At 65.8% G+C, this 14961-nt stretch carries 11 protein-coding genes; 6 read left to right on the top strand and 5 right to left on the bottom strand.

All coding sequences use genetic code 11. The features are described from left to right. Positions 1–351: 351 nt before the first annotated feature. From ACIP1U_RS05725 to ACIP1U_RS05710, 4 genes are read left to right on the top strand one after another with little or no spacing between them, the layout of a single operon-like run. On the top strand, positions 352–1743 hold the full coding sequence (locus ACIP1U_RS05725; protein ID WP_400312624.1) for a methyltransferase domain-containing protein: 1392 nt from the start codon (positions 352–354) through the stop codon (positions 1741–1743). Positions 1744–1765: 22 nt separating this feature from the next. Then, the gene (locus ACIP1U_RS05720) at positions 1766–3097 is read left to right on the top strand and encodes a sensor histidine kinase (RefSeq protein WP_400312622.1); all 1332 of its coding nucleotides are present in this window, start codon (positions 1766–1768) and stop codon (positions 3095–3097) included. 15 nt (positions 3098–3112) lie between these two features. Further along, positions 3113–4246, top strand: coding sequence for a hybrid sensor histidine kinase/response regulator (locus ACIP1U_RS05715; RefSeq protein ID WP_400312838.1), 1134 nt, complete (start codon positions 3113–3115; stop codon positions 4244–4246). Continuing rightward, entirely contained in the window at positions 4243–5250 is a 1008-nt protein-coding gene (locus ACIP1U_RS05710; protein ID WP_400312620.1) for a response regulator, read from the top strand. Before ACIP1U_RS05715 ends, ACIP1U_RS05710 begins: the two co-directional genes overlap by 4 nt. Positions 5251–5319: 69 nt before the next feature. On the opposite strand, the gene secF is transcribed toward ACIP1U_RS05710, so the two are convergent. The 5 genes from secF to queA all read right to left on the bottom strand — a co-directional run bounded on the left by secF (position 5320) and on the right by queA (position 11209). Then, the gene (secF, locus tag ACIP1U_RS05705; RefSeq protein WP_400312618.1) at positions 5320–6291 is read right to left on the bottom strand and encodes a protein translocase subunit SecF; all 972 of its coding nucleotides are present in this window, start codon (positions 6289–6291) and stop codon (positions 5320–5322) included. A 52-nt stretch (positions 6292–6343) separates the two neighbouring features. Then, on the bottom strand, positions 6344–8215 hold the full coding sequence (gene secD / locus ACIP1U_RS05700; protein ID WP_400312616.1) for a protein translocase subunit SecD: 1872 nt from the start codon (positions 8213–8215) through the stop codon (positions 6344–6346). Between the two features lie 218 nt (positions 8216–8433). Further along, positions 8434–8760 (bottom strand): preprotein translocase subunit YajC, encoded by a 327-nt coding sequence (gene yajC / locus ACIP1U_RS05695; RefSeq protein WP_116318096.1) that lies wholly within the window; start codon positions 8758–8760, stop codon positions 8434–8436. 223 nt (positions 8761–8983) lie between these two features. Then, positions 8984–10114, bottom strand: coding sequence for a tRNA guanosine(34) transglycosylase Tgt (gene tgt, locus ACIP1U_RS05690; RefSeq protein WP_400312614.1), 1131 nt, complete (start codon positions 10112–10114; stop codon positions 8984–8986). Between the two features lie 15 nt (positions 10115–10129). Further along, a complete protein-coding gene (gene queA, locus ACIP1U_RS05685) occupies positions 10130–11209 on the bottom strand; it encodes a tRNA preQ1(34) S-adenosylmethionine ribosyltransferase-isomerase QueA (protein ID WP_400312612.1) in 1080 nt (359 codons plus the stop codon). Positions 11210–11427: 218 nt separating this feature from the next. Here queA and recG point away from each other — a divergent pair, with 218 nt between their 5' ends. Both recG and ACIP1U_RS05675 read left to right on the top strand, forming a co-directional pair. Further along, the gene (recG, locus tag ACIP1U_RS05680) at positions 11428–13611 is read left to right on the top strand and encodes an ATP-dependent DNA helicase RecG (protein ID WP_400312610.1); all 2184 of its coding nucleotides are present in this window, start codon (positions 11428–11430) and stop codon (positions 13609–13611) included. Positions 13612–13723: 112 nt separating this feature from the next. Further along, positions 13724–14674 (top strand): LysR substrate-binding domain-containing protein, encoded by a 951-nt coding sequence (locus tag ACIP1U_RS05675; protein WP_400312608.1) that lies wholly within the window; start codon positions 13724–13726, stop codon positions 14672–14674. Positions 14675–14961: the final 287 nt, after the last annotated feature.

Raw genomic sequence — 14961 nt, 5'->3', positions numbered from 1 at the left:
GTAAAGCGACACAAGGCCGGCGATCGCCGGCCTTTTTTCATGGTTTTAGGTATCCTGTAGCCGACCCCTTCGCAAGAGGGGGCGGACAAGGCACTTGGTTGTACGCGGCCCAATTGCCACAGTACAATGGGCCGCGGCAATTCCAGACGATTCGGGCTTGTCGGTGCTCTCCCGCACAGGGTGAGGCCGCCGCCCGCCAACAGGCTATAGCGCATCCCTATGAGCATTCGCTGCACATCCCGATACCGGTAGCCTTCCCCGCGCGATCCCTTCGCCCCTCCTGCTGTACCCGGCCGTCCCGCCCACGCAGTATGGCCCGCAGCGTTTCTCGGATTTCCCTGGCGCAATACCGTGTATTCCAAAACGCAAATCGATCCGGTAGTTAGTTTCCGCAACTCGCAGGGCGAGCAGGTGCGGGGCACGATCATCAATCTCCAGAGAAAGTCTCTGGTGATGGAAATCTACAATCCGTATTCGATCGTGCAGGTCAGCGAGGTGCTGAGCGAGCTCAGCGTCCGCATGGGCGCCAAGAATGCCTATCTGGGCAAGGCCGTGGTGATGAGCCTGGTGAACACCGGCCTGACCGCGGTGGTATCGCTGACGCTGATCGACGAGTGGCGCGAGCTGACCGACCTGAACAACGAGCCTAAATCGGTAGCGCGCGAAGCCGAGCTGTTCGTGCAGGACTGGGATACGCGCTTCAATATCCGGCGCGACTACCAGATCGTGGTCAACGAGATGCGCGCCTTCCTGTCCGAAGTCTCGCGCTGGGTCGAGCAGGTCGACCTGACCGAATCGCTGCCCAAGAAGGACGGCAAGCTGCGCGAGGACGTGTTCTACGAGCTGGCCACGCCGATCATGGTCAAGACCAAGACCTATCTCGACTGGCTCGAGGGCGAGGCCGAGCGCGTTGACCCGGAAATCGCGCCGGTGCACCGCACCTATGCCCAGTCCGCGTTGCACCCGCTGCTGCTGCGCGCGCCGTTCGTGTACCGGACCTTCACCAAGCCGCTCGGCTACGCCGGCGACTACGAGATGGTCAACCAGATCCTGAGCGATCCGCAGCAAGGTCCGACCACGTACTTCCAGATCGTCAACACTGCCTTCCTGAAGGCGGCAGTGGCGACCGCGCACCGCAACCGTATCGACCTGCTGGTGGACTTCCTGACGCGCCAGGCCGAGCGCGCGCGCGCCGCCGGCCGGCCGTTCCGCGTTCTCAACGTCGGCTGCGGGCCGGCCTTCGAGATCCAGCGCTTCGTGCAGGAATATCCCAATCCCGAGCTGCTGTCGTTCCAGCTGGTGGACTTCAGCGAAGAGACGCTGGACTACACGCGCAGCTCGATCGAGCGGGCGGCCTCTGGCGCCGGGCGCAAGGTGTCGGTGGAGATGGTGCACCAGTCGGTGCACGAACTGCTCAAGCGCCGCATCACGCCCGACGATATCAGTGCGCGGGAGTTCGACGCGGTCTACTGCGCGGGGCTGTTCGATTACCTGTCGGACAAGGTCTGCACGCGGCTGCTGGCGTATTTCGCCTCGCGTTCGCGTCCGGCTGGCCAGGTTTTGGTCACCAACGTGCATGCCAACAATCCCGAGAAGTTTGGCATGGAGCACTTGCTGGAGTGGTACCTGATCTACCGCGACGATGCCGGCATGGCACAGCTGCTGCCGGAGAATTCGCATTCGCACCGAATTTACGTCGACTCCACCGGGGTCAACGTCTTTGCCGAAGCCACCATTGAATGAGGCTGTCCGGGCGGACCACCCCATGAGCACCAATCAACTCTACGCCGGCTACCAGTCCGAGCTGGCCGACTTCCGCCTGGCGTTCAGCCGCGGCGGCGCCTATACCGCGATCGTGCTGGTCCTGCTCGGCGTCGGGCTCGATTACGGCCAGTATCCGCAGCAGCAGCTGGCGTTCGCGGTGGCGCGCGTGGTGGTATCGCTGCTGATCGCGGGCGTGGTGGTCATGCTGTACAGCGCCATGGGGCGCCGGTTCGCGCCCTGGCTGACGCTGACCTGGCTGCTGCTGCCGCAGATCATGATCGCGTGGATGATCTCGCAGACCGAAGGGGTGCAGTCGCCTTACTACGTCGGGCTGAACCTGGCGATCTTTGCCTCGGGCATCGCGCTGCCGTTCGGGCTGTGGCAGAACCTGGTCTTCGGCTTGCTTTCCTACCTGCTGTACGTGCTGGCGTGCCTGTTCCATGCCGGGGGTATCGAGCCGATGGGGACGTTCATCGTCAACTCGCTGTTCCTGTTGTTCGCGGCGGCGGCCAGCGGTGTCTATACCTTCTTCAACGAGCGCGCGCGTTTCATGCTGTTCCGCCTGAAGGCGGAAGTGGCCGAGAAGAATGCCGAACTGGAAGTCATCAACCGCAAGCTGGTCGACATCAAGGGCCAGATGCTGCAGCAGGAAAAGATGGCCGCGATCGGTACGCTGGCGGCGGGGCTGCTGCATGAAGTCAACAACCCGGTCAACTTCTGCCTGATGGCGATCGAGGTGGCGATGGAAGAGCCGCAGGCCAAGGAAAGCGAGTCGCTGAACGAATGCCTGGTCGATGCCAAGCAGGGCATGCAGCGCATCCAGCATATCGTGTCGGACTTGAAGACCTTCGCCTACCGCAAGCCGGGCGCCGAGGTGGAGGGCACGCCGTTCCTGTTCGAGAAGGCGCTGGACTCGTCGATCCGCCTGACCGCGCACGAGCTGCGCGGCGTCAAGGTGACGCGCGAGCTGCCGGACGACACCCTGGTGCTGGGCGACGAGGCCGCGGTCATCGGCGTGCTCATCAACCTGTTCTCCAACGCCGCGCTGGCCATGCGCAAGGCCGGCACGGCCGCGCCGGCTATCCATACCACGGTGCGCTGGGCCGACAGCCGGCTCCATGTCACGGTGCGCGACAATGGCCCCGGCATCGCCGAGGAAAACCTGGCGCGCGTGTTCGAGCCCTTCTTCACCACGCGCGACGTGGGGCAGGGCCTGGGGCTGGGGCTTTCGATCAGCTACGCGGTGGTCGAGCGCCATGGCGGCCAGCTCTTCGCCGAGAGCGAGCTGGGGCAGTGGGCCGCGTTCAGCTTCGACCTGCCGCGCGCGGAGTAAGCCCTCATGAGTGCCATGACCGAGGTGCAGCAAGCGCGGCCGACCCTGCTTTACGTCGACGACGAAGACATGGCGCGCAAGTATTTCGCGCGCGCGGTGGGCTCGGAGTATGAGGTACTGCTGGCCGCCAGTGCCGAGGACGCGATCGCCACGCTTGCCACCGACGGCCAGCGCATCGCCGTCCTGGTGACCGACTTCCGCATGCCTGGCCGCGATGGCGGCGAACTGCTGCGCGAAGTGGCGCAGCTTTACCCGCAGATTGTGCGCATCCTGGTGACGGCGTATGCCGACAAGGACATGCTGCTGCAGACGGTCAACAGCGGCGAGGTGTTCCGCATCCTGGAGAAGCCGCTGAGCGTGGCGCAGGTACGCGACGTGCTGCGCCTGGCCGGCGAGCGCCACCGTGAACGGGCGCTGCGCCAGCACCGGTTGATGGCGATCGACGAGACCCTGGCTTTCCTGGCGCACGAGCTGAACACGCCGCTGGCGGCGATCGCCAACTTCGCGCGCGGTATCGAAAGCCGGGTCGCGGGCGAATACAGCGAGCAGCGCCAGGGCGAGATCGGCCAGGCCGCCAGTGCCATGCACGACAACGCGCAGTATTGCCTGGCGGTGCTGTCGTCGTTCCTGCAGTCGGTGCGCAACAGTGCCGGCAGCAAGGCCCCGCGGCCCGAGCCCGGTGCCGAGGTCAGCGCGGGTGCGCTGGTGGCGTCGCTGCTCGATACCTACCCGTTTTCCGGCGACCAGCGCCAGTGGGTGCAGGTCGAGATGCACGGCGATTTCCCGGTGCAGACGCTGCCCAACTGCGTGGCGCTGGTGCTGTCGTCGGTGATGAGCAACGCGCTGCGCGCGCTCGCCGGCACGCCGTCGCCGGCGCTGCGCTTCGTGGTGGTGGCCCAGCCGCACCAGGAAATCCATATCAGCGACAACGGCCCCGGCATCCCGCCCGAGGTGATGGGGCGGCTGCTGGTCGATCCCGTGACCACCCACGCCAGCGCCGGCGGCAGCGGCCTGGGCATGATTTTCTGCAACCGCGTCATGCAGTCCTTTGGCGGCGGCATCCGGATCGCATCTGCGTCCGGCGCCGGCACGACCGTGACGCTGGACTTTCCAAGTTTCAAGAATCGAATGATTAGGAGTGACCGATGAGCGAACCGAATGCCACCCAGGCACCACCCCCGGCGATTCTGTTCGTCGATGACGAAGCAACCGCCGTCAAGTATTTCCAGCGCGCGATCGGGGCGCTGGCACCGGTGGTGACCGGCGGTTCGGTGGAAGAGGGCAAGGCGCTGCTGGACGCGCACGCCGACAGCCTGGCGGTGCTGGTGTCGGACCAGCGCATGCCTGGCGAATACGGCAACGAGCTGCTGCGCTATGCGCGCGAACGCTACCCGCATATCGTGCGTATCCTGACAACGGCCTACTCCGAGCTGGATCAGACCGTCGAGGCGGTGAACCAGGGCCAGATCCATCGCTATATCAAGAAGCCGTGGGACATTACCGCGCTGCGCATGGAACTGAAGCAGGCGCTGGAGCTGTCCGGACTGCGCAAGGAGCGCGACCAGCTGGTGCGCGAGAAGCTGGCGGTGCTGCAGACGCAGACCGTGGCCACCCGCATCGGCATGCTGCATGCGCTGTGCGCGAGCCTGATCGGCCCGGGCCGTTTCCAGCCGGTGGAGACCTACCTGGCGGCGGTCGACCTGGCCGGCGCGCGCAATGCCGACCCCGACTGGCAGCGCATGGACTATGCCGACCTGGTGCGCGCCGAGTCCGAGCGCAGCGGCAGCTTCGGCCATGCCGTGGCCATGCGGCTGGCAGCGCTGCGCAGCGCCAACGCGGGCAAGGGCGCGGCCGATGCAGTCGCGGTCATTGCCGATGCGCTGGGCAGCGACGTGGTGCGCCGCGACGGCGATGCGGTGGTGTGGACCACGCCGGCCACGCTGGCCGAGTTCCTGGCGCAGCCGGTGGGTACGCCGGTGTCACCCCATCACGCGGCCTGGCTGGCGAGCCTGCTGTGGCTTGATGAGGTTGGCGGCGCGGTGCAGTTCGCGCGTGATGGCGAAACCATCCTGTGCCGGACAGCGCCGCGCACCGAGGCGTTCGCGGCTGATCGGCTGGCGGCGTGGATTGAGCGGTTTTCGGAACCGGTTTAATCCGGTTGCCTCTGCCCCAATAAAAAATGGCGCCCCGCGGGGCGCCATTTTTATTGGGGCAGCGGACCGTCAGGCCTGCGCACCGAAGTTCGGATCGTTCCGGTCGGTCGACTCCCCCTTCTTTTCCGCCTTGACCAGGTCTTCCCGCTTCACGCCCAGCCACATCGCCAGCGCCGCGGCAACGAACACCGACGAATAGATACCAAACAGGATACCCACCGTCAGCGCCAGCGCGAAGTAGTGCAGCGTCGGGCCGCCGAAGAAGAACATCGACAGCACCATCATCTGGGTCGAGCCGTGGGTGATGATCGTCCGCGAGATCGTGCTGGTGATCGCGTTGTCGATGACTTCATGCGTAGTCATCTTGCGGAACTTGCGGAAGTTCTCGCGGATCCGGTCGAAGATCACCACCGATTCGTTGACGGAGTAGCCCAGCACCGCCAGCACCGCCGCCAGCACCGACAGCGAGAATTCCCACTGGAAGTAGGCGAAGAAGCCCAGGATGATCACAATGTCGTGCAGGTTGGCGATGATGCCCGCCACCGCGAATTTCCACTCGAAGCGGAACGACAGGTAGATCACGATCCCGACGATCACGCACAGCAGCGCCAGCAGGCCGTCGGTGGCCAGCTCCTTGCCCACCTGCGGGCCGACGAACTCGACCCGCTGCAGCTTGACGTCAGGCGACGCGGTGGTCAGCGCGCCCATCACCTGCTCGCTCTGCTGGGCCGAGGTCACGGGCTTGCCGTCCGGGCCCTTCTGCAGCGGCAGGCGGATCATCACGTCGCGCGAGGTGCCGAAGTTCTGCACCTGCACATCGGAGTAGCCCAGCTTGCCCACCTGGCCGCGGATCTTTTCCAGGTCGGCCGCCTGCTGATAGCTGACCTCCATCACCGTGCCGCCGGTGAATTCGATCGACAGGTGCAGGCCCTTTTGCCAGAGGAAAAATACGGCCGCGGCAAACGTCAGGAAGGAGATCACGTTGAAGATCAACGCGTGCTTCATGAACGGAATGTCGCGCCGGATGCGGAAGAATTCCATGTTGAATCCTGTTCTGTACTGCTAGTTGTTGCTGATCGACTGTCCTGGCCGCTTACTTGGCGACCGGCGTGTCGGAGGCATTGCCCGGCTTCCAGATCTGCCCGATGGCCACGCTTTGCAGCTTCTTCTTGCGGCCGTACCAGAGGTTGACCAGGCCGCGGTTGAAGAACACCGCCGAGAACATCGAGGTCAGGATGCCCAGGCAGTGCACCACGGCAAAGAACAGCACCGCGCACGAACACAACGCCATCAGCGCCAGGCCGGCGATCAGCGTGGTGACGTTCGAGTCCAGGATGGTGGCCCAGGCGCGGTCGAAGCCGACCGCGATCGCCATCTGCGGCGATGCCCCGGCGCGCAGTTCCTCGCGGATACGCTCGTTGATCAGCACGTTGGCGTCGATGGCCATGCCCAGCACCAGCGCGATAGCGGCGATGCCCGGCAGCGTCAGGGTAGCCTGCAGCATCGACAGCACCGCGATCAGCAGCAGCAGGTTCACGCCCAGTGCCAGCACCGAGAACACGCCGAACAGCATGTAGTACAGGATCATGAACACGCCGATGGCGGCAAAGCCATAGGCGACCGAGTCAAAACCCTTCTCGATGTTGTCGGCACCCAGCGACGGGCCGATGGTGCGCTCCTCGATGATCTCCATCGGCGCGGCCAGCGAGCCGGCGCGCAGCAGCAGGGCCAGGTCGTTGGCGGCTTCGGTGGAGTAGGAGCCGGTGATCTGGAAGCTGGAGCCCAGTTCGGACTGGATCGTCGCCACCGTCAGCACTTCACCCTTGCCCTTTTCGAACAGCACGATCGCCATCGGCTTCTTCAGGTTCTCGCGCGAGACGTCGCGCAGCACGCGGCCGCCCTGGGCGTCGAGCTTGATGTTGACCGAAGGCTGCTGGTTCTGGTCGAAGCCTGCCGAAGCGCTTTCGATGCGGTCGCCGGTGAAGATGACCTGCTTCTTCAGCACCACCGGGGCGCCATTGCCTTGCGTGAACAGTTCGCTGCCGAACGGGATCGGGTCGCCCGGGCGCGGGCTGCGCGGTGCGTCGATGTCGACCAGGCGCGCTTCCAGCGTGGCGGTGCGGCCGATGATGTCCTTGGCCTTGGCGGTGTCCTGCACGCCCGGCAACTGCACCACGATGCGGTCGGCGCCTTGCTGCTGGATCACCGGCTCGGCCACGCCGAGTTCGTTGACGCGGTTGTGCAGGGTGGTGATGTTCTGCTTGACCGCGGCGTCCTGCACGGCCTTGCGGGCGGCTTCGGTGAAGGTGCCGACCACGTTGTTGCCGTCCAGGGCGAAGGCCACTTCGCGCAGGTTGTCGGCCAGCAGGGCACGGGCGCGGTTGGCCTCGTCGGCGTTGTTCAAGCGCACTGTCAGGCGTTCGCCGTCGCGGTCGATGCCGCCGTGGCGGATGTTCTTGTCGCGCAGCAGCGTGCGCGCGTCGCCGGCCAGGCTGTCGAGCTTCTTGTCGACGGCGCCCTTCATGTCGACCTGCAGCAGGAAGTGCACGCCACCGCGCAGGTCCAGGCCCAGGTACATCGGCAGTGCGTGCAGCGAGGTCAGCCAGCGCGGCGAGCCCGACAGCAGGTTCAGCGCGACCACATAGGCAGGATCGGCGGCGTCGGGGTTGAGCGCGCGCGACAGCACGTCCTTGGCCTTGAGCTGCTCGTCGGTGGTGCGGAAACGTGCCTTGACCGACCCGGACTGGCCGGAAATATCGAAGAAGACGCCATCAGGCTGCAGCTGGTTCTGCGCCAGGATCTCTTCGACCTGCTTCTGCATCGACAGGTCGACCTTGACCGTGGCCTTGCCCGAGGACACCTGCACGGCGGGCGCCTCGCCGAAGAAATTCGGCAAGGTGTAGAGGATGCCGATGGTCAGCGCCACCAGGATCACGAGGTATTTCCAAAGCGGATAACGATTCATCTCGGGCCAGTCATTCAGCGGTTGGCGGGGCCGGCGCAGGCGTGGCGCGCCACGTCGGCGAGGCCGAACCGGTTTGGCAAACAGCCGCCTGGCAGCCACGGAGCGGAGCCACGGGGGCTCCGGCGGGCTGGATCAGGCGGCTGCCGGGGCATGCGCGAACGGGCATGCCGGAAAAGACAAAGGCGGGAGTCGCTTAGTCGATCGGGGCGATCGGCGGATTAGAGCGCCTTCAGCGAACCCTTCGGCAGCACCGTGGTCACGGCGTTCTTCTGCACCGTGATTTCCGTGCCTTCAGCGATTTCCAGGCTGACGTACTGGTCGGTGACCTTGGTCACGCGGCCCAGGATACCGCCGGCGGTGACGACTTCGTCGTTCTTGGCCAGCGCTTCGAGCATTGCCTTCGATTCTTTCTGGCGCTTCATTTGCGGGCGGATCATGATGAACCACAGCACACCAAACATCAGGATGATGGGCAGGAAGCTCATCAGGCCGCCAGCCGCGCCGCCGGAACCGGCGGTCTGGGCAAATGCGTTAGAAATCAGCACGTTGATTCTCCGTCACAAAAGTCAGTCAAGTAATTGATCATTCTACCATTTGCATCCTGCCCGCTTTTGGCATTCTAGGGCGGAATACGGGTTTCTTCGGGGTGCTTTCGAGGCGACTCGCGGCAGGTGCTGGGAAGCGGGGTGTTGCCTGCGGGGTGCAACCTGCAGGCCAGCCACGGTATTCGACCGGCAGCGGCGCGAAAGTTCGCGCCACTGCTCTGATTCACTGCGTGCCGCGGGCGCGGTCAGCCGCGAACTGGCGGCGGAAGTCGGCGAAGCGGTGCTGCTCGATCGACTCGCGCACCTCGCGCATCAACTGCAGGTAGTAGTGCAGGTTGTGGATGGTGTTCAGGCGCGCACCCAGGATTTCGCCGACCCGGTGCAGGTGGTGCAGGTAAGCGCGCGAGAAGTTGCGGCAGGTGTAGCAGGCGCAGCCTTCGTCGAGCGGGCGCGGGTCGTTGCGGTGCGCGGCGTTCTTGATCTTGACGTCGCCGTAGCGGGTGAATAGCCAGCCGTTGCGCGCGTTGCGGGTCGGCATCACGCAGTCGAACATGTCGACGCCGGCGGCGACGCCCGCGACAAGGTCCTCGGGCGTGCCCACGCCCATCAGGTAGTGCGGCTTGCTGGCCGGCAGGCGCGGTGCCACGTGCTCGAGCACGCGCATCATGTCTTCCTTGGGCTCGCCGACCGACAGGCCGCCGATGGCGAAGCCGTGGAAGTCAAGTTCCGAAAGGCCCGCCAGCGATTCATCGCGCAGGTCCTCGTACATGCCGCCCTGGACGATGCCAAACAGCGCATTGGGGTTGGCCAGCCGCTCGAATTCGTCGCGCGAGCGCTTGGCCCAGCGCAGGCTCATGCGCATCGACTTGGCCGCTTCCTCATGCGTGGCCGGGCGGCCGTCGATCTCATACGGCGTGCACTCGTCGAACTGCATCACGATGTCCGAGTTCAGCGTGCGCTGGATCTGCATCGAGATCTCGGGCGACAGGAAGAGCTTGTCCCCATTGACCGGCGATGCGAACGTGACGCCATCCTCGGTGATCTTGCGCAGATCGCCCAGCGAAAATACCTGGAAACCGCCGGAATCGGTCAGGATCGGCTTGTCCCAGCCGATGAACTTGTGCAGGCCCCCATGGGCATTGACCACTTCCAGGCCCGGACGCAGCCACAGGTGGAAGGTGTTGCCCAGGATGATGTGCGAGCCGATCTCGTTCAGTTCCAGCGGCGACATCGCCTTGACCGAGCCATAGGTGCCCACCGGCATGAAGATCGGGGTCTCGACCACGCCGTGGTTCAGCGTGACGCGGCCGCGGCGGGCGTTGCCGTCGGTGGTGATGAGTTCGAAGTTAAGCATGGCTTATGTCAGGGTTCAGGCCGCGGTATCTGCGGTATCAGCATCATTCCGGCGCGTCAGCAGCATCGCGTCGCCGTAGCTGAAGAAACGGTAGCGCTGCTCGACCGCATGGCGGTAGGCGGCGCGGATGGCTTCCACGCCGGCCAGTGCCGACACCAGCATCAGCAGCGTCGACTTGGGCAGGTGGAAGTTGGTGATGAGGGCATCGACCAGCCGGAAACGGTAGCCCGGGGTGATGAAGATGTCAGTGTCGCCGCTGCCGGCGGCCAGCGTGCCGTCAGGCTGCGCGGCCGATTCCAGCGCGCGCAGCGAGGTGGTGCCGACCGCGATCACGCGACCGCCGCGGGCGCGCGTCTCGCGCACGGCCTGGGCCAGTGCCTCGGAGACGGCATACCACTCCGAGTGCATCTTGTGCTCGGCCAGGTTTTCCGTGCGCACCGGCTGGAAGGTGCCGGCACCCACGTGCAGCGTCAGGAAGGCGCGGCGCACGCCGGCGGCATCCAGCCGCGCGAACAGCGCGTCGTCGAAATGCAGCCCGGCGGTCGGCGCCGCCACGGCGCCCGGATTGCGCGCGTAGACGGTCTGGTAGCGGGTCTCGTCGTAGGCGTCGGGGTCGTGCGTGATGTACGGCGGCAGCGGCAGGCGCCCGTAGCGCTCGATCAGGTCCAGCGCCGGCTCGGGGAAGCGCAGGGTGAAGAACTGGTCCACGCGCGGTCCGACCGTCACCGCGAAGGCGTCTTCAGCCAGGTGCAGCGCGCTGCCCTCGGCGGGCGTTTTCGAGGCGCGCACCTGGGCCAGCACGGTATGCGAGTCCAGCACGCGCTCGACCAGCACCTCGACCTTGCCGCCGCTGGCCTTGTGGCCGAAGAAGCGTGCCTTGATCACGCGCGTGTCGTTGAAGACCAGCAGGTCTTCAGGGCGCAGGTAGTCGACAATGTCGCTGAACGCGCGGTCGGCCAGGCGCACCGCGTCGGCGGTATCGGCGGGTGCGACCCGCTCCACCACCAGCAGCCGGCTGGCGCTGCGGTCGGGCAGCGCGCTTTGGGCGATCAGTTCTGGCGGCAGCGGAAAATCGAAATCGGAAAGCGTCAACATCGTGGAAATGGCGCGCGGGCCTGCGACGGGCCGGAAAGCGAGGCACAAAGCGGCACTCGCCGCCCGTGGTGGCAGCCGGCATGGGTACAATCGGCGAATCCGATATTGTAAGGCCACGGGCGTGCTTGCCGCCGGGCGGGGCGTGATACCGGCTATTCGCCGGCGCTCCCGCCCATGCCTGCTGCTCCAGCCGTCTCTGCCGCCAGTCTTCGCTGCCGATGCCCGGAACCGCAACCGAAATGACCGACCTTTCCGCCGACGCCGCCGATGCCGCCAAAGAGGCGGCCGCACCCGCGCGCGGCAAGGCCGGGGAGGGCAAGGGCAAGCCCGCATCATCCGCCACCTCGTCAGCAGCAGCCCGCCTCGCCAAGCTCGGCCTGCGCCGCCCGGTCGACCTGGTGCTGCACCTGCCAATGCGCTACGAGGACGAGACCACCCTGGCGCCAATCGCCGACGCGATCCGCCGCGCGGGGCTCGGCCAGCCGGCGCAGGTGGAAGGCGAGGTCATCTCCAACGAAGTCACGTTCCGGCCGCGCCGCCAACTGGTGGTCAAGATTGCCGACGCGTCCGGCGAGCTGACGCTGCGCTTCCTCAATTTCTATGGCAGCCAGACCAAGCAGATGGCCGAAGGCGTGCGGCTGCGCGTGCGCGGCGAGATCCGCGGCGGCTTTTTCGGCGCCGAGATGGTCCACCCGACGGTGCGTCCCGTTGTCGAGGGCGAAGCGCTTCCGGACCGCCTGACGCCGGTCTACCCGGCCACCGCCGGCATCTCGCAGGCCTACCTGCGCAAGGCCATCGGCGGCGCGCTGTCACGTACGCCGATGCCGGAGACGCTGCCGCGCCCGGTGCTGCAGGGGCCGCTGGCGCGCTTGCAGTTGCGCCCGCTGGCCGATTGCCTGCGCCTGCTGCATGCGCCGCCTCCTGAGGAGAGCGAAGCAGCGCTGGCCGACCGCACGCACCCGGCCTGGCAGCGCATCAAGTTCGACGAACTGCTGGCGCAGCAGATCTCGCTGCGGCGCGCGCACGCGGCGCGGCGCGAGAAGACCGCGCCGACCATGCCGCGCCGCGAAGGCGGCCTGCTGACGCGCTTCCTGGCGGCACTGCCGTTCCGGCTGACCGGCGCGCAGGAGCGGGTGGTGGCGGAGATCGCCGCCGACATGACGCACCCGCACCCGATGCATCGGCTGCTGCAGGGCGATGTCGGCAGCGGCAAGACCATTGTCGCCGCGCTGGCGGCGTGCCAGGCGATCGATGCCGGCTACCAGGCCGCGCTGATGGCACCGACCGAAATCCTGGCCGAGCAGCACTTCCGCAAGCTGTCCGCGTGGCTGGAGCCGCTCGGGGTGCCCGTGGTCTGGCTGGCCGGCAGCCTGAAGGCGCGCGAGAAGCGCGAGGCCGCGGCACACGTGGAGTCGGGTGAGGCGCAACTGGTGATCGGCACCCACGCGCTGATCCAGGACACGGTGCGCTTCGCGAAGCTGGGCCTGTCGGTAGTTGACGAACAACACCGCTTTGGCGTAGCGCAGCGTCTGGCATTGCGCGGCAAAGCCGGCGCGACGGATGTGCCGGCGCCCGATACCGTGCCGCACCAACTGATGATGTCCGCAACGCCGATCCCGCGCACGCTCGCCATGACGTATTACGCGGACCTGGACGTATCGGTGATTGACGAACTGCCGCCGGGCCGCACGCCGATCGTCACGCGCCTGGTCAACGACGAGCGGCGCGATGAAGTGATCGCGCGCATCCACCACGCCGCCGCCGAGGGCCGCCAGGTGTACTGGGTTTGCCCGCTGATCGAGGAAAGCGAGGCGCTGCAACTGCAGACCGCGGTCGAGACCTATGAAACGCTGGTAGCCGCGCTGCCCGACCTGCGCGTCGGGCTGGTGCACGGCCGCCTGCCGCCTGCCGAAAAGGCCTCGGTGATGAATGACTTCAGCGCCAATCGCCTGCAGGTGCTGGTCGCCACCACGGTGATCGAGGTGGGCGTGGACGTGCCCAACGCTTCGCTGATGGTGATCGAGCACGCCGAGCGCTTCGGCCTGGCGCAATTGCACCAGTTGCGCGGCCGCGTGGGGCGCGGCAGCGCCGAATCGGTGTGCCTGCTGATGTACCAGGCGCCGTTGTCGCCGACCGCGCGCGAGCGGCTGGCGACCATGCGCGAGACTACCGATGGATTCGAGATCGCGCGGCGCGACCTGGAAATCCGCGGTCCGGGTGAATTCCTCGGTGCGCGCCAGTCGGGCGAGGCTATGTTGCGCTTTGCCGACTTGCAAACCGACGCGTGGCTGGTGGAGTACGCGCAGGAAGTGGCGGAACTGATGCTGGCACAGTTCCCGGAAGCGGTGGAAGCGCACTTGTCGCGCTGGCTTGGCGGGCGCGAACACTACCTGAAAGCCTGATGGTGGAGGTGCTTGTGCTGCATCGTACGCATACCGCACAAATCGCAGGGGCGCTCTGACAGATCCCCGGAATCGAAGGTAAAATCTATCGCCTACCCGGATTTGATAAGTCATGACGCTCACTGAACTCAAGTACATCGTCGCCGTGGCGCGCGAGCGCCATTTCGGCCGGGCCGCCGAAGCCTGCTTCGTGTCGCAGCCGACATTGTCGGTCGCCATCAAGAAGCTGGAAGACGAACTCAGCGTGCAGATCTTCGAGCGCGGCACCTCCGAGGTGTCGGTGACTTCCATCGGCGAGCAGATCGTGGCGCAGGCCCAGCGCGTGCTCGAACAGACCATGGCCATCCGCGAGATCGCCAAGCAAGGCAAGGACCCGCTGGCCGGGCCGCTGCGCGTGGGCGTGATCTATACCATCGGCCCATACCTGTTGCCGTCACTGGTCAAGCAGATGATCGAGACCGTGCCGCAGATGCCGCTGATGCTGCAGGAGAACTACACGCACAAGCTGATTGAACTGCTCAAGCAGGGCGAGATCGATTGCGCGGTAATGGCCGAGCCATTCCCCGATTCCGGCCTGACGGTGCGCCCTCTGTACGACGAGCCCTTCGTTGTCGCCGTGCCGCGCGGTCACCAGCTCGCCGAGGCGCACGCGATCGACCCGGACGAGCTGAAGCGCCAGACCATGCTGCTGCTGGGCAGTGGCCACTGCTTCCGCGACCATGTGCTGGGTGTGTGCCCGGAGCTGTCGCGCTTCTCGCAGGCCGCCGATGGCATCCAGAAGACGTTTGAAGGTTCTTCGCTGGAAACCATCCGCCATATGGTGGCCAGCGGCGTCGGCATTACCGTGCTGCCGCGTACCTCGGTGCCTGACCTGAAGGCCAAGGGCGACATGTTGTCATACGTGCCGTTCGCCGATCCGGTGCCCGACCGCCGGGTGGTACTGGCCTGGCGCAAGAGCTTCACCCGCCTGCCGGCGATGGACGCGCTGGCCAATGCCGTGGCCGCCTGCGACTTGCCCGGCGTGCGCAAGCTCGATGCCAAGGAACTGGCGGAAGCTGCCTGATTCATCCCCGGACTCAAGACAAGGCCGCAGCGGGATTTCCGCTGCGGCCTTTGTTTTTTCCGCGCATTTCCGCGCTTTTCCGCGCCCGCGATACGGCATTCCAGGAACTCGTCCTCGGCTCGTCACGTTGGCCGGCGTACGCAGAACAAAATCGAATAGATTTGACCTAATACATAGGTATAAATAATTAAATTCTCAATGTAATAGTTTGTTTGTAGACTGGGTTTTGTCGATGCCAACTGCATCGAGCGAAGCAAGGAGCCGATCATGAGCACCAGCGCCCAGTT

This window comes from Cupriavidus sp. NPDC089707 (assembly GCF_044748965.1).
Taxonomy (GTDB): domain Bacteria; phylum Pseudomonadota; class Gammaproteobacteria; order Burkholderiales; family Burkholderiaceae; genus Cupriavidus.
This window is presented reverse-complemented; position numbering and strand designations above follow the sequence as displayed.